We start from the raw sequence: 21,864 nt of genomic DNA on the forward strand, positions 1-21,864 counted from the left end.
GATGCGGGGGCGTGCTCCCGTGCGGGTGCGGGTCCGGGTCAGTGGCCGGCGAGGATGCCGGTGCGCCGCAGGAAGGAGTTCGTCCTGCTCAGGACCCGCCGGTGGGCCTCCTGCCGGGCGGGGTCGGCGAGCAGCCGCTGACGCAGCGCGAAGCCGTCGGGTATGTTCGCGTCCCGGTAGCAGGCGGGGTTGTAGAAGTTCTCGATGCTGGTCGTGGTGTACCGCCTGACGTACGCCCGCAGTTCGTCCAGCTGCTCGGCGGTCTTGCCGGACTCCTCCAGCGCGCGCCACAGCAGCTCCACGATCCTGCTGCCGCAGGCGATGTGCCGGGACTCGTCCTGGTGGTGGACGCGGTTCACCGCGCGAATGGTCGGCGCGAGGCTCTCGTCCGCGGCCATCCGCATGTTGTAGTAGTCGACGATCTGCTCGAAGATGAGGATCCGCGCGAAGACCAGGAAATCCGCCACCGCGGGGTCGGCCGTGGTTTCGCTCTCCTGCCCCAGCGCCAGGCTCCGGTCCGGGTAGATCTTCCCGCCGTAGCGGAGGCAGAAGCGGGCGAAGAACCACATGTGCTCGTTCTCCTCACCGATGAAGTGGTGGAAGAACTCCGACGTGGGCCCGAAACCGGGGCGGTGAATACGGCGGGTGACCTCGATCAGCAGCTCCCGGATTCCGTGGACGTTGAGGCTGTAGAAGTTGATGCTCTCCCACCGGCTCAGCGCGTACAGCTGCTCCTCGGAGAGGGCGGCCCCGTCCGGCGTGCCGTGGACGGAGAGCAGGTCGGGCGGCATCCACAACTGGTCGGTGGGCAGGGATTCGGGCCAGTCGAAGGTGCGGTACGGGTTGTAGTAGTCGGCGGCGGCCTTTTCGGACAGGCGGTCCAGCAGTTCGCGAAGCTCCGGAGTGTCCAGAGCTCGCGTGAGCACGCTCACGGGATCTCCTCGGTGATGTCCGGGTGTTCGGCACATCCGGGTGTTCGGCACATCCGGCGATGGGTGATGTCCGGGGACGGTGATGGTCCGGTGGGGGGTCGGCACGCTCGGCAAAGGCCGGTTCTTCGGCGCCCGGCAGCACGGCGTTCTGCCAGAATTCCAGCCTCCGCTTGATGGAAGCAACACCTGTTTCGCGCCATTCGCAGAGAACGACCGGACGTCACCCCCGTCATATGTCACCCCGTCACGCGACGCCCCGCCGTGCGTCAGCTCTCCACCCGTACGCCTATCTGCGCCGCGAACGCCGGGGCCAGGTCCAGGAGCTGGGACGGGCTGACCACCGCACCCGACAGGTGCTCGATGCCGCGGGCGATGTCGAGCTCCGTCACCGCTCGCAGATCCACGTCCGTCATCCGGGCCTCCGTGAAGTCCGCACGGCGCAGCGCGCAGTCGCGGAAGACGACGCGCTCCAGCCGGGCGCCGCCGAAGTCCGTCTCGGAGAGGACGACGCCTTCGAAGGTGACGTCCTTCAGGCTCGCCGCGCGCAGGTTCAGATAGTCGATCTTGCCGCCACGCAAGACGACCCGCTCCAGCACCGCGCCGTGCAGCTGGGCCCCGCCGAGCCGGGCGTCCAGGATCTCCACGTCCCTCATGCCCGCCTTCGACAGGTCGGTGCCCACGCCGCGGATCCCGTCCAGCACGCAGTCCGTGAACCGGGCCGCCACCAGCTCCGTCTCGTCCAGCGCGCAGCGGTACAGCCCGCAGTCCAGGAAGCGGGCGCCTATGGCCGACTGCCCCGCGAAGACGGCGTCCGTGAACGCGAGGCCGTCGTAGTCGCCCTCGGGCTCCAGCTCCGCCCCGCCGTGCGGCCGCAGCCCGGGCAGCCGCACCTCCGGCAGCTTCGCCACCGGGCTCTTCTTCCGCGCCTGCTTGCCGCCGTGGCCATGGCCCTGTCCGTGACCGCGACCGTAGCCGTGAGTAGTCATGCCACCCACGGTGACACAAGGCACTGACAACGCCCTCCGCGAAGGAGAGGCACCCGAAGGAGGGGCACCCGGGCCGGTCCCCGCCCGTCCGCTTTCGTAAGCCGAAGCACATCCCTGCTCAACAGGCGTCCCTCACCCGAGCGGCCTACGCTGGAGTGCGGATCTCTGCACGTACGGTCGCGAGAGCAGGTCCCATGAGTTCGACGAACACGGGCCCCATACCCCCCTCCGCCTCGTCCGCAGCCGCCGCGGACCCCTCCGCATCCGCACCGGACCCCCGCCGCTGGTGGGGGCTGGTGGTCATCGCGATCGCCCAGCTGATGGTCGTCCTCGACGCCACCATCGTGAACATCGCCCTGCCGTCCGCACAGCGCGAGCTCCACATGTCGGACGCCAACCGGCAGTGGGTGATCACCGCCTACACCCTCGCCTTCGGCGGGCTGCTCCTCCTCGGCGGCAAGATCGCCGACCTGGCAGGCCGCAAGCGGACCTTCATGACCGGCCTCGTCGGCTTCGCCGCCGCGTCCGCCCTCGGCGGGGCCGCGCACACCTCCGGGCTGCTGTTCACGGCCCGCGCCCTGCAGGGCGCCCTCGGCGCCCTCCTGGCCCCCTCCGCGCTGTCCCTCCTCACCACCACCTTCACGGACGCGAAGGAACGCGCGAAGGCCTTCGGCATCTACGGCGCCATCGCCGGCGGCGGCGCCGCCATCGGGCTGATCGCGGGCGGCCTGCTCACCGAGTACCTCGACTGGCGCTGGTGCCTCTACGTGAACGTGCCGATCGCCCTCGTGGCCCTGCTCGGCGCCGGGGTCTTCCTCCACGACGACCGGCGCCGCCGCGGCGAACGCCCCCGCCTGGACATCCCCGGCGTCCTCCTGGGCTGCAGCGGCCTCGTCGCCATCGTCTACGGCTGCAGCGAGGCCCAGCCGCACGGCTGGGGCGACGCGCGCGTCCTCGGGCTGCTGACCGGCGGCGCGGCCCTGCTGGCCGTCTTCGCCTGGTGGCAGGGCCGGGCCCGGAGCCCCCTGCTCCCCCTGCACATCATTCGCGACCGCAACCGCGCCGGAGCCTTCCTGGTGATCGCGCTGGCCTTCGTCGCCATGTTCGGGATGTTCCTGTTCATGACCTACTACCTGCAGGTCGTCCTCGGCTACTCCCCGCTGAAGACCGGCCTCGCCTTCCTCCCGATGACCGCGGCCATCGTCACCTCGTCCACCCAGATCTCCGCCCGCCTGATGACCCGCGTGCCCCCGCGCGCCCTCATGGTGCCCGGGACGATCCTCGCGGCGAGCGGGCTCTTCCTGCTGACGTTCCTGCCGGTGGAATCCGCCTACGTCAGCCACGTCCTGCCCGCCGAACTCCTCCTCGGCCTCGGCATGGGCCTGATCTTCATGCCCGTCATGGCCACCGCCACCAGCGGCGTCGCCCCGCACGACTCCGGCGTCACTTCCGCCACGGTCAACACGTCCCAGCAGATCGGCGGCTCCATCGGCACCGCCCTCCTCAACACCATCGCCACCTCCTCGGGCGCCGCCTACGTCGCCGCCCACCTGAAGGCCGCCGCCGCCACCGCCGCGGCGTCCGGCGGCACCCTCACCCCCGCCGTCCGGGCCGGCGTCATCAAGACCGGCGTCGTCCACGGCTTTCACGTCGCGATCGGCTGGGGCGCGGGCATCATGCTCCTCGCCGGCCTCGTCGGCGGCCTCCTGGTCACCGCCGGCCCGCCCCGGCACGCCGGGCCGCCGGGCGCCACCGGGGCGGGCGCCACCGAAGCCGAAGACGCCGCCGATGCCGGGGAAGCGGTCGAAGCCGAGGAACGGCACCACATGCGCGAGTACGGGCCGGGAGAAGGCCCTCGGTGAAGCGGCGAGGGGGAGGCCGCAGAACCCCCGCAGCTGCAGGTAAGAACCCCTACAACTGCAGATACATGATGTGCAGACCGGTGTACGTCCCGTCCGGAAGCCGGTACGCCTCGGGCAGCGTGCCGATGATCTCGAACCCGAGGGACTTCCACAGCGCAACAGCACGGGTGTTGGTCTCCACCACGGCGTTGAACTGAATGGCGCGGTAGCCCTCCTCCCGGGCCCAGGCGATGACGTGCTCGCCGAGAGCCCGGCCGATGCCGCGGCCGGCCGCCTCCGGGGAGACCATGAAACTCGCGCTCGCGATGTGCGAGGCCGGCCCCATGTGGTTCGGATTCATCTTGGCGGTGGCCAGCACGGCGCCCCCGTCGCCGACGGCGACGACCGTACGGCCGGGAGCCTCCAGCATCCACATCGCACGGCCCGCCTCCTCGCCGAGGTCCCGCGGAAACGTGTACGTGAGGCCCGCGGCGGCCGTGTCGCGGACGAGGGGCCAGACGGCGGGCCAGTCGGTGTCCCGGGCGTCCCTGATCTCAATCTTCATGGGGTCAGCATGCGGAATGGGGGCCGAGCGCATCCAGCGGTTTTCGCATGGGCGGCGGAGCCGCTAGACCACCACCCGCATCCCGTGCGACGTATTGTTCAGCCGCCGGCCCCCCGACTCCGTGCACGTCACAATGTCCTCGATCCGGACGCCGAAACGCCCCGGAAGATAAATCCCCGGCTCGATCGAGAAACACATCCCCGGCACCAGCGGCAGATGCTCCCCCTCCACCAGATACGGAGGCTCGTGCGTCGTGACGCCGATTCCGTGCCCCGTACGGTGAATGAAGTATTCCCCGAAGCCCGCGGCCCGGATGACCTGCCGCGCCACCCGGTCGATCTCCTGGCACGCCACGCCCGGCCGCACCGCCTCGAACGCCGCCTGCTGCGCCTCGCGCACCACGTCGTGCACCTTGCGCTCCTCGGCCGTCGGCTCCCCCACGTGCACCGTGCGCGTCGTGTCCGAGCCGTAGCCGTCCTTCAGGCCGCCGAAGTCCATCACGACCATGTCACCCAGCTCGATGACCCGGTCGCCCGCCTCGTGATGCGGATTGGCGCCGTTCGGGCCCGATCCGACGATCGTGAAATCGACCTGGCTGTGCCCGTGTTCACGCAGCAGCCGCGCCAGGTCCGCCGCCACCTCCCGCTCCCGCCGGCCCGCGAACCGCAGCCCCACGACCGTCTCGTACACGGCGTCCGCCGCCGCGCCCGCAGCCGCGAGCCGCTCCACCTCGTAGGCGTCCTTCACCGCCCGCAGCATCGGCATGACCTCGGTGAACGCCCCGTACGCCGTGTCGGGGCAGGCCCGTTGCAGACCCAGCAGGTGCAGCGCCCAGGCGTTGTCCGAGACGCCGTAGCGGCCCTGGGGATTCAGGAGCGGGGCCAGCGCCGCGTACGGGTCCTGGCCGTCGCTCCAGCCGGTCACCGACAAGAGCCCGGCCGCCGGGGCGCGTTCGGCGTCGGGCCGCTCCAGGGCGGGGACGAGCAGCCGCGGCCGGGCACCCGGGACGATCAGCAGGGCGGTCAACCGCTCGGTGCCGGGCGGACGGTAGCCCGTCAGCCACTCCAAGTCGGGGCCCGGTGTGACGATCAGACCGGCCAGGCCCGAGTCGGCGGCCTCGACGGCGGCGCGCTCCAGGCGGGCGGCATGGGCCGGCCCGCCCGCGGATCCACCGGGCGGGGTCGGGGCGGGGGCGGCGGCATCGCTCATGGGGGCAGCGTAATCCGCACGAAGGCGCCCGGCGACGCGATTCTCTACCTCACGGGTGAGGCTCCCTCATCCGGCCGGATGAGACGCACCCCGACCCAGGACCGATTTCCCCCCGATTCCATTGTGGAGGCAAATCCCCCGCACCTAGCGTGTTCATGCCGACAGCCCATGCCTGCACGCCCGCACGGGAATCACCTAGCTAGGAGCACCAAGCATGTTCCGACGAGTCGGGCGGTTCGCCGTCCACCGACCATGGCTCACCATCCTCGGCTGGATCCTCGCCGCGGTGGCCCTCAGCCTTCTGGCCCCCGGGCTGAAGTCCACGACCGATGAAACGGAATTCCTTCCTTCGCATTATGAATCCGTGCAGGCGGGCAAGCTCCAGGAAAAGGCCTTCCCCAAGACCGAACAGCCCTCCGCCATCGTCGTCTTCCAGCGCACCGACGGCGGAAAGCTCACCGGCGCCGACCGTGCCGACGTCGCCAAGGTCACCCGCGGGCTGAACGACAAGCACCGCGAGGGCGTCGCCCGGGTCGAGACGAACCCGCAGGCCGTCTCCCCGAACGGCGAGGTCGCCCTCGCCAGCGTCATCGCCACCACGAAGAACCCCGGCGACACCACCCTCACCAAGGCCGTCAAGGACCTCCGGAACGACGCCAAGGACCTCCTCGGCGGCACCCACCTCACCACTGGCTTCACCGGTCAGGCGGCCACCCAGCTCGACGCCCAGGAATCCTCCGGCGACACCGACTCCATGATCATGACGGCGACCCTGGGCCTCATCGTCGTCCTGCTGCTGATCATCTTCCGCAGCCCGCTGATAGCGCTCATGCCGGTCCTCATCATCGGCATCGTCTTCTCCGTCGCCCTCGGACTCATCGGCACCGCCGCCCACCTCGGCGGACTCAAGGCCGACACCTCGATCACCGCCATCCTCATCGTCGTCCTCTTCGGCGTCGGCACCGACTACATCCTCTTCCTCCTCTTCCGCTACCGCGAAGAGCTGCGCGCCGGGCAGCAGCCCAAGGAGGCCCTCACCAACGCCGTCGCCCGCGTCGGCGAGACCATCGCCTCCGCCGCCGGAGCCGTCATCGTCGCCTTCCTCGCCCTCCTCCTGTCCACCATGGGCATGATGCGGGCGATGGGCCCCTCCCTCGCCATCGCCGTCGGCGTGACCCTCGTCGCCGCCCTCACCCTCGTGCCCGCCGTCTTCTCCCTGCTCGGCACCAAGGCCTTCTGGCCCTCCAAGGCCTGGAAGAAGCGCCCCCGCAACCGCGTCTCCAACGGCGTCGGCACGCTCGTCGCCCGCCGCCCGGCCCTGATCGCCACCCTCTCCGCCGCCGTCCTCGCGGTCCTGGCCATCGGCACCCTCAGCTTCAAGGCGGAGTTCGACACCGACAGCCAGCTGCCCCAGAAGCTGGAATCCGTCCAGGCCATGAAGGACCTCCAGCGCGGCTTCTCCGCCGGCCAGTCCGACCCCGCCATGGTCTACGTCGAGTCCCGCGGCGGCACCGCCCTCGACAAGGCCGCCCTCGGCACGTACAAGAACGACCTCGCCGGAACCGACGGCGTCGGCACCGTCGCCGGCCCGGTCCTCAGCCCCGACGGCACCGTCGCCCAGTACAGCGTCGTCCTCAAGTACCGCCCCACCGAGGACAAGGCCATCGACCTCGCCGGCGGCGCCCTCCGCGACAGCGCCCACAAGGCCGCGCCCGGCGGCACCAAGGCCTACGTCGGCGGCACCTCCGCCGTCCTCGCCGACGTCGAGAAGGCCGTCAGCCACGACTACAAGGTCGTCTTCCCCGTCGCCGGTCTCGCCATCATGATCATCCTGGGCCTGCTGCTCCGCAGCCTCGTCGCCCCGCTCTACCTGATGATCTCCGTGGCCCTCGGCTTCGGCGCCACGCTCGGCTCGACCGTCTGGCTCTTCCAGGACCTCCAGCACAAGAACGGCCTGCTGTTCATGCTGCCGGTCATCGTCTACCTCTTCGTCGTCGCCATCGGCACCGACTACAACATCCTCATGGTCGCCCGGCTGCGGGAGGAGGTCCGGCGCGGCGTCCCCGCCCGCGAGGCGATCCGCACCGCCGTCGCCCGCTCGGCCCCCACGATCGCCTCGGCCGCGATCATCCTCGCCGGCACCTTCGGCGTCCTCCTGCTGGCCGAGAACTCGATGCTCCAGCAGATGGGCTTCGCCGTCGCCTTCGGCATCCTGCTCACGGCCTTCGTGATGGCCATGCTCCTCGTCCCGACGGTCACGTCCCTCCTGGGCCACAAGGCCTGGTGGCCGGGCCACCAGGACGCCCCCCGCCCGGACCCCCTGGCCAAGACCGGGCAGGCCCCGGCCCAGGGCCGCCACCGGGCGGCGGACGAGGGCGTACGGAGCTGACGCCCCCGGCCCGGACGGGCCCCTGATCCGACCGGAAACGACGAAACCGCAGGCCCCGGGGGGACCTGCGGTTTCGTTCACCGAGCCGACTGTCGGGTTCGAACCGACGACCTTCGCTTTACAAGAGCGGTGCTCTACCAGCTGAGCTAAGTCGGCCTGTGCGTTGCAGTCTAACCAAACTCCGGCCATGCCCAGGCCATGAATTTTCCCCGCCGTCGGCTGCTGACAAGCGGTCCCCTCCCGGGTACCGTCACCACCAACCCGGTCCGATTGGACTGGACCACACTCCCTCTACTCGGATCGTCCGGCACGTTCCTGCCGGTGAAGGGACCGCATCACCATGGCCACGGTCACGTACGACAAGGCGACCCGGATCTATCCCGGGGCCGACAAGCCCGCCGTCGATCAGCTCGACATCGCCATCGAGGACGGTGAGTTCCTCGTGCTGGTCGGCCCGTCCGGCTGCGGGAAGTCCACCTCGCTGCGGATGCTCGCGGGGCTGGAGGACGTCAACGGCGGATCGATCCGGATCGGCGACCGGGACGTCACCCATCTGCCGCCGAAGGACCGGGACATCGCGATGGTGTTCCAGAACTACGCGCTCTACCCGCACATGACCGTCGCCGACAACATGGGATTCGCGCTGAAGATCGCGGGCGTGCCGAAGTCGGAGATCCGCCAGAAGGTGGAGGACGCGGCGAGGATCCTGGACCTCACCGAGTACCTGGGGCGCAAGCCGAAGGCGCTCTCGGGCGGTCAGCGGCAGCGCGTGGCGATGGGGCGGGCGATCGTGCGGGAGCCCCAGGTCTTCCTGATGGACGAGCCGCTGTCGAACCTGGACGCGAAGCTGCGCGTGCAGACGCGGACGCAGATCGCCGGGCTGCAGCGCCGGCTGGGCATCACCACCGTGTACGTCACCCACGACCAGGTCGAGGCCATGACCATGGGCGACCGCGTCGCGGTCCTCAAGGACGGCCTGCTGCAGCAGGTGGACACACCGCGGAACATGTACGACCGGCCGGCCAACCTGTTCGTCGCCGGGTTCATCGGCTCGCCGGCCATGAACCTGGTGGAGGTGCCCGTCACCGACGGCGGGGTGAAGTTCGGCAACAGCGTCGTGCCGGTCTCGCGGGAGGCGCTGGCGGGCACGGGCAAGGGTGACCGCACGGTCACGGTGGGTGTCCGTCCCGAGCACTTCGACGTGGTCGAACAGAACGGCGAGACGGCGAAGACGCTCGGCAAGGAGTCCCAGGACGCCCCGGCCGGCCTCGCCGTCACCGTCAACGTCGTGGAGGAGCTCGGCGCCGACGGATACGTGTACGGCACGGCCGAGGTCGGCGGCGAGCGGAAGGACCTCGTGGTCCGCGTGAACGGCCGCAACGTGCCCGAGAAGGGCTCCATCCTGCACGTCGTGCCGCGCCCGGGTGAGCTGCACGTCTTCTCCACCTCCTCCGGCGAGCGCCTGAGCGACTGACCCGGCCGCCGGCCCCGGCCGGCCCCGCGAACCCCCGCCCCCGTGCCGCCAAAAGGCCGGGGGCGGGTGTTTTTCGGGGCGAAGACGCACCAGTCGCCGTTTTCCCCGGCAGACGGGCCTTTTCGAGTCCCGTGCGTCAACTCGGCGACTCGACACACCCCCTGACACATCCCTCGACCGGGTGACTAGATGTCGCGGCGTCATTACCCCTCGCTACCATCTGCGGCATGAACCAGGCCGCCCGCCACATCGGCAGAACCCTTGCCTTCGTACTCCCCGTCGTTCTCGTCCTCTCGGGAACACTCGCGGTGACCCGCGTCCCGTGGGCCGCGCCTGCCGATTCGCAGGTGCTCACCGCCTCGTCCAACACCGCCTCCACCCAGGCGCGGGCCCGTTCCCCGAAGGAGGTGCTGCGGGACCAGCTGCTCACGGAGCTGCAGGAGAAGAACCCGGGCGTCGCGCTCACCCACCTCCAGCAGGCCACGAACGGCCGTCCCTCGCTGGCCCGGCACTGCGTCGAGATCGCGCGCAGCCTCGGACGGGCGGCGGTCGCGAAGTACGGGCCCAAGCAGGCCCAGAGCTTCGCCAGGCCCGTCTGCGACACCTCGTACGCCTCCGGCGTGCAGGCCCGCTGACCGCCGCCGGCGCCGTCAGCACCGCCAGAGGGCGCGGTCCTCGCGTCGCCGCCGGTCCGCCCGCGGACGGCACCGCATATCGTGCGGGGCATGACCGGCACGCACGCGTATCCGTACCCCTCGCAAGCCGTGATCCTGGCCGGCGGCCAGGGGTCGCGGCTGCGCCCGTACACCGACGACCGTCCCAAGCCGATGGTCGAGATCCCCGGTACGGGGACCCCGATCATCGGCCATCAGCTGGCCTGGCTGGCCGCCGAGGGCGTCACCGACGCCGTGGTCTCGTGCGGCCATCTGGCGGAGGTCCTGCAGGACTGGCTCGTGTCGGCCGACCTGCCGCTGCGGGTGACCACTGTCGTCGAGAAGGAGCCGCTCGGCCGGGGCGGCGGCCTGAAGTTCGCGGCGGCCTCGCTGCCGCACCCCGACCGGCCCTGGTACGCCACCAACGGCGACATCTGGACCCGCTTCTCGCTGCGCGAGATGGCCGCCTTCCACCACGAGCGTGACGCGGCGGCCACCCTGGCCCTGGCCCGCCCCCGGATCCCGTGGGGAGCCGTCGAGACCGACGAGTTCGGGCACGTGCTGGACTTCATCGAGTCCCCGCCCTCCCCGTATCTGATCAATGCGGGGGTGTACGTGTTCTCGGCGGCGTTCACCGATCTGCTGCCGGAGCACGGCGATCACGAGCGGACGACGTTCCCCCGGCTGGCGCGCGAGCGGCGCCTCGCGGGCTATCCGCTGCCGCACGGGGCGTACTGGCGGGCGATCGACACGGCCAAGGACCTGACGGAGGCGGCGCGGGAGCTCGCCGGTACGTAGGTCTGCTGCGCGCAGGACCGCCGGATGCGAACGGCCCCCGCACCCTTCCCGGGTGCGGGGGCCGTTCGCGTGGAGCGCCGTGCTCAGCCCAGGAGGCCGCCGAGCGCTCCCGTGCCGCCCGAGGAGCCGCCGGACGAGCTGCCGCCCGTGCTGCTCGTCGTGCTGCCCGTGCCGCTGGAGGCCGACGAGCCGCCGGAGGGGCTGCGCGGGGCGGCCGGGGCGGCGGGCTTCCGTGGGGTTTGCGGGGCGGGGCGGACGCCCTGGCTGGCGCCGGGGTGACCGGTGCCGCCCGCTGCGGCGCCGGTGGGGGTGCGGGCGGCGCCGGGCACGGCCGGGGCCGTCGCGGACGGGGTCGCCGGGTGGGTGCCGGGGGCCGTGGGGGTCGGGGTGCCGGCGGCCGACGGGCCGTGGGAGCCGCGCGGCGTGGCGGTGCCGGGGGTCTGCGGGAGGGGCGAACCCGGGAGGTTGTTGACCGGGGGGTCGCTGGGGCCCGGGACCTTGATGGTCTGGGACGAGCGGACGGCGCCGCCGAGGGTGGAGCCCACCAGCAGGGTGAGGCCGATGACGACCGTGGCCATGATCGTGCCGCGGCGCAGGACGCGACGGCGCAGTTCCCACAGCTCGGCGCGGGGGCCGAGGCGCCGCCAGGCCTCGCCGGCCAGTCGCCCGTCAATGGAGTAGAAGGGCGCTCCGGCGATGACGAGGGGGCTCCAGGCGGCCAGGTAGATGATGTCGGGCGCGTCGTAGACGGGGGCGCTGCGCCAGCTGACGGTGACGAGGAGGACGGCGGAGAGCAGGACGCCGATGGCGGCGGCGAGGCGCTGCCAGAGGCCGGCGATGGTGAGGACGCCGATGACGACCTGGAGGAAGGCGACGGTGAGGCCGGCGCCGACGGGGTGGGCGAGGGCCAGGTTGCGCAGGGGCTCGGCGGCGGGCCAGGGGTGGAGACCGGTGAGCCAGGCGACCATGGAGCCGCGCTTGCCGCCGTCGAAGTAGGCGGCGTCGCAGAGCTTGCCCATGCCGGCGTAGATGGTCGTGAAGCCGAGGAAGATCCGCAGCGGGAGCAGGACGACGCCGAGGTTCATCCGGCGGCCGGGGTAGTAGGCGTGCCGGACGGTGTCGTGGTGGCGCTTGGAGCCGCCGTCCTGGCTGTCCTCGTCGTCCTCGGTGTCGTAGCCGTCGGGGTCGTCCGGGCCGTCGAACGGGGGGTAGCGGTACTGGTCTTCCTCGTACGCGCTGCCGGTGGGGCGGACGCCGTGCAGGAGCTGCGTCCCGGGGCCGGCGGGCCCGGCGGCGTCGACGAGCTCGCCCGCGCCGGTGTGCTCGGCGTGACTGCGGGGGCCGACGACGGAGGGCGGCTGGTCGCCGACGCGGATGCGGGGCAGCACCTGGGTGGAGCCCGCGTCCGTGACGGCGGAGTCCCGTACGGCCTGCAGGAGTTCCGTGGGCGCCGCGTCGCCGGGGGCGGCCCGCCCGCTCCACACCACGGGAGCGCGCCGTCTGGGCGCACTCTTGACGGTGGGCAGCTGCGCCGTGTCGGCCATGCCTGCGAACTGGCGGGCGACGCGCGGGGGCCGCGCGAGCTGCACGCGGAAACTCACGTGGTTGACGGCGATCTGCGCCGGGTCGGACGGAACCTTCACCGTACTCAGCGCGGGCTGGTCGTCGTACCCGGAAGAGCTTCCCCCCGTGGGTGTGCGGGGTGTTCTGGTGTCCACACTCATCTAACCGAGTGACTTCTGATTAGGACACTGCCTTGACCGGGTCGAACTGTCCGGGTCGCGTCAACGCGGCTTGCCGGGGAACGCCCGCGTGGGCGGGACCTGCCGGATCACCGGCAGGTCCCGCCCACGCGAAGGGGTTTTTCAGGCGCGGCGGCGCGCTGCTTCGTAGAGCACGACACCGGCGGCGACACCGGCGTTGAGCGACTCGGCGCCGCCCGGCATCGGGATGCGCACGCGGAAGTCGCAGGTCTCGCCGACGAGGCGGGACAGGCCCTTGCCCTCGCTGCCGACGACGATGACGACCGGGCCCTCGAGGGCTTCGAGCTCGTGCAGCTCGACGTCGCCGTCGGCGGCGAGGCCGACGACCATCAGGCCTTCCTTCTGGTACGCCTCGAGCATCCGCGTCATGTTGGTGGCGCGGGCGACGGGCGTCCGGGCGGCGGTGCCGGCGGAGGTCTTCCAGGCGCTGGCGGTCATGCCGGCCGCGCGGCGCTCGGGGACGACCACGCCGTGGCCGCCGAAGGCGGAGACGGAGCGGACGACGGCGCCGAGGTTGCGCGGGTCGGTGATGCCGTCGAGGGCGACGATCAGCGGGTCCTCGCCGTCGTCGAAGGCGGCGGCGGTGAGGTCCTCGGGGTGGGCGTACTCGTAGGGCGGCACGGAGAGGACCAGGCCCTGGTGGTTCAGGCCGTTGGTCATCCGGTCCAGCTCGGGACGGGGGGCCTCCATGAGGTTGAGGCCCTTGTCGTTGGCGAGCTGGAGGGCCTCGCGGACGCGCTCGTCGTTGTCCAGGTACTGCTGGACGTAGAGGGTCTTGGCGGGGACGCCCTCGCGCAGCGCCTCGACGACGGAGTTGCGGCCGACGACGAGCTCGTTGGGGCCCTTGGGGCCGCCGCGGCGGGGAGCGGGGCGGCGGGCCGCCTGCTTGGCCTGGGCATTGGCGACACGGTTCTTCTTGTGTCCCTTGCGCATGGAGGCGGGCGGGGTCGGGCCCTTGCCTTCCAGGCCCCGGCGCCGCTGGCCGCCGCTGCCGACCGTCGCGCCCTTCTTGTTGGACGTGCGGCGGTTCCTGCGCTGGCTGTTGCCGGCCATGGGGTCACCTGACTTCTTCTACTCTGCCGCCTTCGCACCGACCGGTTCTGGCGGGGCCCTGCGGGCTTCGGGCGGCTGCGCCGGACGGCGTCCGGCGGTTGCCTACTACGTACGTACGAAAAGTGTCCCTCAGGACAGCGACCAGCGCGGTCCGGCGGGGGTGTCCTCGATGGCGAGGCCCGCCTGCTGGAGCTGGTCGCGGATGGCGTCGGCGGCGGCCCAGTCCTTGCGGGTGCGGGCGGCCTGGCGCTGGTCGAGGACGAGGCGGACGAGGGAGTCCACGACGCCGTGGAGGTCGTCGCTGCGGCCGGCGGAGGCGTCGGCCCACTGCTCGTCGAGCGGGTCGAGGCCGAGGACGCCGAGCATGGCGCGGACCTCCGCCAGGCGGGCGACGGCGCCCTCCTTGTCGTCCGCGGTGAGGGCGGAGTTGCCCTGGCGGACGGTGGTGTGGACGATCGCCAGCGCCTGGGGGACGCCGAGGTCGTCGTCCATGGCGTCGGCGAAGGCGGGCGGCACCTCGGCGGCGGGCTCGACGGTCTTGCCGGCCATCTCGCAGACGCGCTGCATGAAGCCCTCGATCCGCGCGAACGCGGCCTCGGCCTCGCGCAGGGCCTCCTCGCTGTACTCGATCATCGAGCGGTAGTGCGGGGTGCCGAGGTAGTAGCGCAGCACGATGGGGCGCCAGCGCTTGAGCATCTCGGAGACGAGGACGGAGTTGCCCAGCGACTTCGCCATCTTCTCGCCGCTGATCGTCACCCAGGCGTTGTGCAGCCAGTACCCCGCGAAGTCGTCGCCGAAGGCCTTGGCCTGGGCGATCTCGTTCTCGTGGTGCGGGAAGATCAGGTCGAGGCCGCCGCCGTGGATGTCGAATGCCTCGCCCAGGTACTTGTGGGCCATGGCCGAGCACTCCAGGTGCCAGCCCGGGCGGCCGCGGCCCCAGGGGGTCTCCCAGCTGGGCTCGCCGGGCTTGGCGGCCTTCCACATGGCGAAGTCGCGCGGGTCGCGCTTGCCGGTCTCGCCCTCGCCGGAGGGCTGCAGGAGGTTGTCCAGCTCCTGGTTGGACAGCTGCAGGTAGCCGGGGAAGGAGCGGACATCGAAGTAGACGTTGCCGTCGGCGGCGTAGGCGTGGCCGCGCTCGATGAGGCCGCGCATCATCTCGACCATCTCGGTCACGTGGCCGGTGGCGCGGGGCTCCACGGTGGGCGGCAGGCAGCCCAGGGCGGTGTAGCCGTCGTTGAAGGCGCGCTCGTTCTCGTAGCCGATGGCCCACCACGGGCGCTTCTGGTCCGCCGCCTTGTTGATGATCTTGTCGTCGATGTCCGTGACATTGCGGACGAAGGTGACGTCGTAGCCGCGGTAGGTGAACCAGCGGCGCAGGATGTCGAAGTTCAGGCCGGAGCGGATGTGGCCGATGTGCGGAGCGGCCTGCACGGTCGCGCCACACAGGTAGATCGAGACGCAGCCCGGAGTGAGCGGGGAGAAGTCGCGGATCTGCCGGGCGCTGGTGTCGTACAGGCGAATGGTCACGCAACCAGAGTAGTGGGCGTTCGGCAGTGCCCCCGGCAATCGGGGCGCGGAAGGGAGGGAACGACGGGTTCCGTGGCGAAACGGCGCGCTTTGTCGTTTATTTACCTCATACGGCAAAAGTAAAGGTCTGCGTGATAGCTTCCCCGGCACCGTGCGGGCCGAAGCGGGCGGCGGAGGAGATCCGTGCCGGTCTGTCCGGCCCCCCACAAGATCGTCACAAGATCACCCCGGAGACGTTCCGGGCCGGGGGTTGGAATTACGGCAGAGACAGGAGATAACTGTCACGGCGGGCCGGGGGGTCCTTGTGTCAGCATGCCCGCGGACGGCCCTCATAGGATGAGCCGACCTGAGCCCGATGGAGAGGACGACATGCGTTTCGCCAGACGAGGGGACCTCGATGGCGGCCTGGTAGCCGGACAGAAAGCCGCCGCTCCCAGGCTCTACGTCCTGGACGGGCTCCGGCTCCTCGCGGCCCTCATGGTCGTCTTCTTCCACTACGTGGCGCTGCGCGGCGGCTGGGGCCAGGACCCCGAGCACATCTTCCCCAACCTGTGGAAGTTCGCCCAGTACGGCTGGACGGGCGTCGAGATCTTCTTCCTCATCAGCGGCTTCGTGATCTGCATGAGCACGTGGGGCCGCTCGCTGGGCGACTTCGTGGTCTCGCGGGTGTCGCGGGTCTACCCCGCCTACTGGGTCGCGATCTGCCTGACGGCACTGATCGTCACGCTGTGGCCGCAGGTCCGGCAGGTCAACGGCGGCTTCGACGGCGTGCTCACCAACTTCACCATGCTGCAGTCGGGGCTGGGGGTCTGGGACGTCGACGGCGTCTACTGGACGCTCTTCATCGAGCTGAAGTTCTACGTACTCTTCGCGATCGTGGTTGCCACGGGCGTGACGTACCGCAAGTGCGTCCTGTTCTGCGCCGTGTGGACGGTCGTGGCGGTGGCCTCGGTGCAGGCGAACGTCAAGCTCCTCGACATGTGGGCGATGCCGCTCTACCAGCCGTACTTCGTCGCGGGCATCGCCTTCTACCTCATGTACCGCTACCGCCCCACGGCGCTGCTCTGGGGCATCGTCGCCCTGTCGCTGCTGCTCGCCGAGCACCACATCACGCGGCGTGTCGCGGACAACACCACGCACAACATCCCCGCCTGGCCCGCCCGGGTGATCGTCTTCGTGGCGTTCGTGCTGATGGCCCTGATCGCGTGCGGCGCGTTCAACCGGATCCAGTGGCGCTGGCTGTCCACGGCGGGCGCGCTCACCTACCCGCTGTACCTGCTCCACCAGTACATCGGCATGACCCTCACCTACGCCCTGCGCGACCGCATCCCCCGGCACCTGCTGGTCATCGGCCTGGTCCTGATGATGCTCGGCGCGGCCTGGCTGATGCACCGGTTCGTCGAGCGGCCGCTGAGCTCCTGGCTGCGCAAGGTGATGCGCTCCAGCATGGCGGAGGTGCGGCAGCACTCCCCGCGCGCGAAGGGCGAGGCGCACGCCGCCAAGAGCGCCGCTGCGGCGCCCGCCGCGTCTGCGGTCGTGCCCTCGGGCGTGCCCGAGCAGCACGCCGGGCGCGAGCAGCACGCCGGGCGCGAGGAGGTCCGCGAGGGCGCGGCGGCGCAGCGGCTGCGGGCGTACGAGACCGGCGGCTACGAGCAGCCGGCGGGCGACCGCGTGGTCGTGGGGCAGCCGGACCGGGCCTGAGCCCTCCGGAGAAGCTCCGAGCGCCCCGGTGGCCGCTGCGGCGGCTGCCGGGGCGCTGCGCCACTTCGGGCGCGTTCCGGCTTGTCCCGGCTTGTACGCGCCCCTTTCGGGGCCCGGCGGCATACGGTGAGCGCGTCCGCGCACGCGCCCCAGGGAAGGAACCGCCGTGGCCGCCACGCTCTCCGACGACCTGAAGAAGCTCCTCGACGACTCCCCCGTCTTCGCGACCGTCGCCACGGTCCAGCCGGACGGCAGCCCTCAGCTCACGGTCACCTGGCTCACGCGCGACGGGGACGACCTGCTGATCTCCACGACCGTCGGGCGCCGCAAGGAGCGGAACCTGCGCCGCGACCCGCGCGTCACGGTGATGATCAACCCGCCGAACGCGCCGTACACGTACGCCGAGGTGCGCGGCTCGGCCACGCTCACCACCGAGGGCGGCCAGGAGCTGATCAACGAGCTCTCGCGGAAGTACACGGGGAAGGACTACGCGGACTTCAACCCGGCGGCGAAGGACGACGCGGAGAGGGTGGTCGTGCGGGTGACGCCGCGGAAGGTCGTGGGGTCGATCTGACCGCACGGCCTTCCGGTACGGCGCCGCTCGCTTTCCTGCTGCCGCCGGGGGGCTTTTCTGCTGCCGCCCGGGCTCAGTAGGCCTGGGCGCGCACCACCAGGGCCGTCGCCACCGCCGTGAGGCCCTCCTCGCGGCCCGGGAAGCCCAGGCCGTCCGTGGTGGCGCCGGAAACCGACACCGGCGCGCCGACGGCCTCGGAGAGGACCTTCTGGGCCTCCTCGCGGCGCTTGCCGATCCGCGGGCGGGCGCCGACGACCTGGACGGCGACGTTGCCGATGACGAAGCCGGCCTCGCGCACGATGCGGGCGGCCTCGGTGAGCAGCGTGACCCCGGAGGCGCCGGCCCACTCGGGGCGGCCGGTGCCGAAGTGGGCGCCGAGGTCGCCGAGGCCGGCGGCGGAGAAGAGGGCGTTGCAGGCGGCGTGGGCGACGACGTCGGCGTCGGAGTGGCCGGCGAGGCCGGTCTCCCCGGGCCACAGCAGGCCGCCGCACCACAGCTCGCGGCCCTCTTCGAAGGCGTGCGTGTCGGTGCCGATGCCCACCTGGGGCAGGGCGGGGAGCGGGCTAGAAGCCATCGTTGGCCCTCCTTCGGGCGAGTACGGCCTCGGCGAGGACGAGGTCCAGCGGCCGGGTGACCTTGAAGGCCTCTTCGTGGCCGGGGACGAGGACGACGGGGGCGCCGAGGCGCTCGACCATGCCGGCGTCGTCCGTGGCGCCCTCGCCCTCGTGGGCGGCGAACTCCTCGTGGGCGGCGTCCAGCGTGCGCCGGTCGAAGCCCTGGGGGGTCTGCACGGCCCGCAGCAGCGCCCGCTCGGGCGTGCCGGTGACGAGCTCGGGCTCGCCCTCGGCGGCGCCGGTGCGCGGCTCGACCTGCTTGACGGTGTCGGCGAGCGGCAGCGCCGGGACGACGGCGGGGGCGCCCTCGCGGACGGCGGTGATCACGGCGTCGACGGTGTCGACGGGCACCAGGGGGCGCGCGGCGTCGTGCACGAGGACGGTGGTGACGTCGGCCGGGAGGGCCGCGAGGCCGAGGCGTACGGACTCCTGGCGGGTCTCCCCGCCGGGGACGACGAGCACCTCGGCGCGGTCGTGGCCGCTGAGGGGGTGGTCGTCGAGGAGGGCACGGACCTCGGCGGCGCCGTCCGGCGGGGCGACCACGACGACGAGGGAGACGGCGCGGGAGGCGGCCATCGCCCGGACGGCGTGGACGAGCATGGGGGTGCCGCCCAGGGCGCGGAGGGCCTTGGGGGCGCCCGGGCCGAGTCTGACCCCGCGGCCGGCCGCGGGGATCACGGCGGCGGTGCGCGAAGGAGTGACGGCAGGGGCTCGATCAGACATTGCGTTCGCGTTCAGGTTTGCTTCCTCGGCCGGTTTGGGTATGGCCTGGGGGTACCCCCTGCTCGCAGAGCCGGGGGGACGGTGCCGGGCAACAAGCCCCGATCAGCCCCTTCCGTGACAGCTGGTCGGGCCGGCTGCCCGGGCCCGGCACACCAGCACGGCGTATGCGCTCCGGTGTATGCCCCGCATCCAGAGATGCCGCAGCGCCCGGCGGATGACTTGCGTCACCGCGCGGGCACCGCGGCACTTCTTTACGTCCGGCTGAGCGTCCGGTGCGTCTGCACGACCGGTACGTCCGGTGTTCACGTCCGGCACCTGTGCGTCGGGACGCGAAGGCATCGGCGCGAGGGCATCGGCGCGCGCCTCAGGACGCGAGGACCTCGTCGAGCAGGGCCTCGGCCTTGTCCTCGTTGGTGTTCTCCGCGAGGGCGAGCTCGCTCACCAGGATCTGGCGCGCCTTGGCCAGCATGCGCTTCTCGCCGGCGGACAGACCGCGCTCGCGCTCGCGGCGCCACAGGTCACGCACGACCTCGGCAACCTTGATCACGTCGCCCGACGCGAGCTTCTCGAGATTTGCCTTGTAGCGACGGGACCAGTTCGTCGGCTCTTCCGCATACGGTGCGCGGAGCACCTCGAAGACCCGGTCCAGCCCATCCTGGCCGACCACATCGCGCACACCGACGAACTCCGCATTGTCCGCCGGCACCCGAACCGTCAGGTCACCCTGGGCGACCTTCAGCACCAAGTAGGTCTTGTCCACGCCTTTGATCTGGCGAGTTTCGATGGCCTCGATCAGCGCGGCCCCGTGATGGGGATAGACCACGGTGTCGCCAACCTTGAACGTCATGTGACAGGTACCCCTTCCGTGGCTATCCAGTCTAACACGGGAACTCAGCGTTCTGAATGGCGTTTTCGCAGGTCAGGGCATATCTCGGGGCTTGACAACAGCAACCGGGACGTGCTGCGGGAGGCTTCCGGAAGCGGGTATTCGCAGGTGGGAGCGGTTCTTCGGGCAAGCCGAAACGGGCACGTTACATGCGCCGAGAGCCACTCGCGAGCGGTCGAACGTCCCGTTTTGCCGGGGTCCGCTCGGCTGACTTCCGCTACTCCGTTCGGGGCGCCGGCCGTCTTCCCCGGCCGGATTCCGGAATTGATCACCGCGAACTTGATCAATTCCGGAAGGCCTTCCGTGCGCGCGCACATTCCGTACCGATAATGCGCACCGGTGCCCGGGGACATCCGTGCCCGGCCCGCAGCGTCGATATTCGGCCGTGGACCGGACAGGGCCGAAGTTGACCATGGGGGCGGGTCGGGTGCGGCCCCCTCCGAGGGGGTCGGTAACCTAAGCGCGCTGACACCACGCTTACACCGCTTGCACCGCTTACACCTCATACCTCGTCCAAGGAGATGCCGCCGCCGTGAGCAGCAGCCTTCGACGCGGCGTTCTCGCCGCTACCGCCCTCGTGCTCTCGATCGCCTCGCTCTCCGCCTGCGCGGCGGGCAACAGCGCGCAGACGCTCGAGGTGAAGCCGGACAACGCCGCCACCTCGGTCGGCGACATCAAGCTGCAGAACGTCAACGTCATCACGCAGCCGGACCTGACCGCCAAGGGCCCCGCCGTGATCACCGGCCAGGTCTTCAACAACGGCCGCAAGGACCAGACGCTCCGCGCGATCACCCTGCCCGGCAAGAACGCCAAGGTGAAGCTCACCGCGGCCAAGGGCTCCGGCGACGTCGTCGTGCCCGCCGGCGGCTCCGTGCTGCTGGGCGGCAAGGGCAACGCCTCGGCGGTCCTGCCGGACGGCCGGGAGGCACTGAAGGACGGCGAGCAGCAGCGCCTGGCCTTCGACTTCAGCAACACGGGCCAGGTCACCATCGGGGCGTTCGTCGTCCCGGCGACGAGCTACTTCAAGGACTGGGGCCCGAGCGAGGCCGCGCCGACCCCGTCCACGGGGGCGCCGTCCGGCGCGGCGACGCCGTCCGGTGCCGGGTCGCCGTCCGGCGCGGGCAAGCCGAGCGGTGCCGCGAGCCCCGGCGCCGGTGCGCCGTCGCAGGCCGCGCAGCAGCACGCCGGTCACTGACCGGGCGCGCACGCACACGACGAGGGCCCGGAAGCGTTCGCTTCCGGGCCCTTCGCTCGTACGGGTGAGACCGGCGGCAGGCCGCCGGAGCGGCCTACGGCTCGAACTTGTAGCCGAGGCCGCGGACCGTGACCAGGTACCGGGGCGCCCCCGGGTCCGGCTCGATCTTGGCGCGCAGGCGCTTGACGTGGACGTCGAGGGTCTTGGTGTCGCCCACGTAGTCCGCGCCCCACACCCGGTCGATCAGCTGCATGCGCGTGAGCACGCGGCCCGCGTTGCGCAGCAGCATCTCCAGGAGGTCGAACTCCTTCAGCGGCAGGTCGACCTTGGCGCCGGAGACCGTGACGACGTGCCGGTCGACGTCCATCCGGACCGGGCCGGCCTCCAGGGCGGCCGGCGTGACCTCCTCCGGCTCGCCCCGGCGGCGCAGGACCGCTCTGATGCGGGCGACGAGCTCGCGGGAGGAGAAGGGCTTGGTGACGTAGTCGTCGGCTCCTATTTCCAGGCCGACGACCTTGTCGATCTCGCTGTCCTTGGCGGTCACCATGATGACCGGCACGTTGGAGCGGCCGCGCAGCTGCCGGCAGACCTCCGTGCCGGGCAGGCCCGGCAGCATGAGGTCGAGCAGGACCAGGTCGGCGCCGTTGCGCTCGAACTCGTCCAGCCCGTCGGGGCCGGTGGCCGCGACGGCGACCTCGAACCCTTCCTTGCGCAGCATGTAGGACAACGCGTCGCTGAAGGACTCTTCGTCCTCTACGACGAGTACTCGGGTCACGGGTTGACCTCCGGTCGGGTCTCAAAGCACTGCGGAGCAATACGAAAGAGGCTGCCCGCGCCCACCCCGGGCGTGGGGGTCCGGGGGGTCGCCCCCCGGGAGACTGCGCCTCGGGTCACGGGTTGACCTCCGGTCGGGTCTCAAAGCACTGCGGAGCAATACGAAAGAGGCTGCCCGCGCCCACCCCGGGCGTGGGGGTCCGGGGG

19 protein-coding genes and 1 tRNA gene are annotated in these 21,864 nt (G+C 71.4%); 8 read left to right on the top strand and 12 right to left on the bottom strand.

Going from position 1 to position 21,864, the window contains the following annotated elements; genetic code table 11:
* Positions 1–38: 38 nt before the first annotated feature.
* Positions 39–932, bottom strand: a complete 894-nt coding sequence (locus tag ACFZCD_RS18585; RefSeq protein ID WP_391832027.1) for a diiron oxygenase — start codon at positions 930–932, stop codon at positions 39–41.
* 266 nt (positions 933–1,198) lie between these two features.
* Complete coding sequence (locus ACFZCD_RS18590; RefSeq protein ID WP_391832029.1) at positions 1,199–1,918, bottom strand: pentapeptide repeat-containing protein; 720 nt, start codon at positions 1,916–1,918, stop codon at positions 1,199–1,201.
* Between the two features lie 194 nt (positions 1,919–2,112).
* Between ACFZCD_RS18590 and ACFZCD_RS18595 the strand changes: the two genes are divergently transcribed.
* The gene (locus ACFZCD_RS18595) at positions 2,113–3,780 is read left to right on the top strand and encodes a DHA2 family efflux MFS transporter permease subunit (protein ID WP_391832031.1); all 1,668 of its coding nucleotides are present in this window, start codon (positions 2,113–2,115) and stop codon (positions 3,778–3,780) included.
* A 49-nt stretch (positions 3,781–3,829) separates the two neighbouring features.
* Here the strand turns inward: ACFZCD_RS18595 and ACFZCD_RS18600 are convergent, their stop codons facing one another.
* Positions 3,830–4,318, bottom strand: coding sequence for a GNAT family N-acetyltransferase (locus ACFZCD_RS18600; protein ID WP_391832282.1), 489 nt, complete (start codon positions 4,316–4,318; stop codon positions 3,830–3,832).
* A 69-nt stretch (positions 4,319–4,387) separates the two neighbouring features.
* A complete protein-coding gene (locus ACFZCD_RS18605; protein ID WP_391832033.1) occupies positions 4,388–5,533 on the bottom strand; it encodes an aminopeptidase P family protein in 1,146 nt (381 codons plus the stop codon).
* A gap of 214 nt (positions 5,534–5,747) precedes the next feature.
* Here ACFZCD_RS18605 and ACFZCD_RS18610 point away from each other — a divergent pair, with 214 nt between their 5' ends.
* Positions 5,748–7,922: an MMPL family transporter gene (locus tag ACFZCD_RS18610; RefSeq protein ID WP_391832035.1), complete on the top strand. Its 2,175-nt coding sequence runs from the start codon at positions 5,748–5,750 to the stop codon at positions 7,920–7,922.
* Between the two features lie 83 nt (positions 7,923–8,005).
* On the opposite strand, the gene ACFZCD_RS18615 is transcribed toward ACFZCD_RS18610, so the two are convergent.
* Positions 8,006–8,078 (bottom strand) — tRNA-Thr (locus ACFZCD_RS18615).
* A gap of 184 nt (positions 8,079–8,262) precedes the next feature.
* Here ACFZCD_RS18615 and ACFZCD_RS18620 point away from each other — a divergent pair.
* The 3 genes from ACFZCD_RS18620 to ACFZCD_RS18630 all read left to right on the top strand — a co-directional run bounded on the left by ACFZCD_RS18620 (position 8,263) and on the right by ACFZCD_RS18630 (position 10,847).
* Positions 8,263–9,396: an ABC transporter ATP-binding protein gene (locus ACFZCD_RS18620; protein ID WP_391832037.1), complete on the top strand. Its 1,134-nt coding sequence runs from the start codon at positions 8,263–8,265 to the stop codon at positions 9,394–9,396.
* A 227-nt stretch (positions 9,397–9,623) separates the two neighbouring features.
* Complete coding sequence (locus tag ACFZCD_RS18625) at positions 9,624–10,031, top strand: hypothetical protein (RefSeq protein WP_391832039.1); 408 nt, start codon at positions 9,624–9,626, stop codon at positions 10,029–10,031.
* Positions 10,032–10,121: 90 nt separating this feature from the next.
* A complete protein-coding gene (locus ACFZCD_RS18630) occupies positions 10,122–10,847 on the top strand; it encodes an NDP-sugar synthase (protein ID WP_391832041.1) in 726 nt (241 codons plus the stop codon).
* A gap of 83 nt (positions 10,848–10,930) precedes the next feature.
* On the opposite strand, the gene ACFZCD_RS18635 is transcribed toward ACFZCD_RS18630, so the two are convergent.
* The 3 genes from ACFZCD_RS18635 to cysS form a co-directional block, all read right to left on the bottom strand.
* Positions 10,931–12,571: a DoxX family membrane protein gene (locus ACFZCD_RS18635; RefSeq protein ID WP_391832043.1), complete on the bottom strand. Its 1,641-nt coding sequence runs from the start codon at positions 12,569–12,571 to the stop codon at positions 10,931–10,933.
* 141 nt (positions 12,572–12,712) lie between these two features.
* Positions 12,713–13,663 (bottom strand): 23S rRNA (guanosine(2251)-2'-O)-methyltransferase RlmB, encoded by a 951-nt coding sequence (gene rlmB / locus ACFZCD_RS18640; RefSeq protein ID WP_391832045.1) that lies wholly within the window; start codon positions 13,661–13,663, stop codon positions 12,713–12,715.
* A gap of 129 nt (positions 13,664–13,792) precedes the next feature.
* Positions 13,793–15,190 carry a cysteine--tRNA ligase gene (cysS, locus tag ACFZCD_RS18645; protein WP_391832047.1) on the bottom strand — a complete coding sequence of 466 codons (1,398 nt, stop codon included), beginning with the start codon at positions 15,188–15,190 and terminating at the stop codon, positions 13,793–13,795.
* Between the two features lie 369 nt (positions 15,191–15,559).
* Between cysS and ACFZCD_RS18650 the strand changes: the two genes are divergently transcribed.
* Entirely contained in the window at positions 15,560–16,891 is a 1,332-nt protein-coding gene (locus ACFZCD_RS18650) for an acyltransferase family protein (RefSeq protein ID WP_391832049.1), read from the top strand.
* A gap of 166 nt (positions 16,892–17,057) precedes the next feature.
* Positions 17,058–17,465 carry a PPOX class F420-dependent oxidoreductase gene (locus ACFZCD_RS18655; protein ID WP_391832051.1) on the top strand — a complete coding sequence of 136 codons (408 nt, stop codon included), beginning with the start codon at positions 17,058–17,060 and terminating at the stop codon, positions 17,463–17,465.
* 73 nt (positions 17,466–17,538) lie between these two features.
* Here ACFZCD_RS18655 and ispF read toward each other — a convergent pair whose 3' ends face one another.
* The 3 genes from ispF to ACFZCD_RS18670 all read right to left on the bottom strand — a co-directional run bounded on the left by ispF (position 17,539) and on the right by ACFZCD_RS18670 (position 19,649).
* The gene (gene ispF, locus ACFZCD_RS18660; protein ID WP_391832053.1) at positions 17,539–18,039 is read right to left on the bottom strand and encodes a 2-C-methyl-D-erythritol 2,4-cyclodiphosphate synthase; all 501 of its coding nucleotides are present in this window, start codon (positions 18,037–18,039) and stop codon (positions 17,539–17,541) included.
* Entirely contained in the window at positions 18,029–18,802 is a 774-nt protein-coding gene (gene ispD / locus ACFZCD_RS18665) for a 2-C-methyl-D-erythritol 4-phosphate cytidylyltransferase (RefSeq protein ID WP_391832054.1), read from the bottom strand. The genes ispF and ispD overlap by 11 nt, the downstream gene beginning before the upstream one ends.
* 364 nt (positions 18,803–19,166) lie before the next feature.
* Positions 19,167–19,649, bottom strand: coding sequence for a CarD family transcriptional regulator (locus tag ACFZCD_RS18670; protein WP_003953493.1), 483 nt, complete (start codon positions 19,647–19,649; stop codon positions 19,167–19,169).
* Between the two features lie 571 nt (positions 19,650–20,220).
* On the opposite strand from ACFZCD_RS18670, the gene ACFZCD_RS18675 reads away from it, so the two are divergent.
* Complete coding sequence (locus ACFZCD_RS18675; protein ID WP_391832056.1) at positions 20,221–20,883, top strand: DUF461 domain-containing protein; 663 nt, start codon at positions 20,221–20,223, stop codon at positions 20,881–20,883.
* A gap of 94 nt (positions 20,884–20,977) precedes the next feature.
* Here the strand turns inward: ACFZCD_RS18675 and ACFZCD_RS18680 are convergent, their stop codons facing one another.
* A complete protein-coding gene (locus ACFZCD_RS18680; protein WP_031183999.1) occupies positions 20,978–21,658 on the bottom strand; it encodes a response regulator transcription factor in 681 nt (226 codons plus the stop codon).
* Positions 21,659–21,864 lie beyond the last annotated feature (206 nt).

Origin of the sequence: Streptomyces sp. NPDC008001 (genome assembly GCF_042958085.1) — a bacterium.
Taxonomy (GTDB): domain Bacteria; phylum Actinomycetota; class Actinomycetes; order Streptomycetales; family Streptomycetaceae; genus Streptomyces.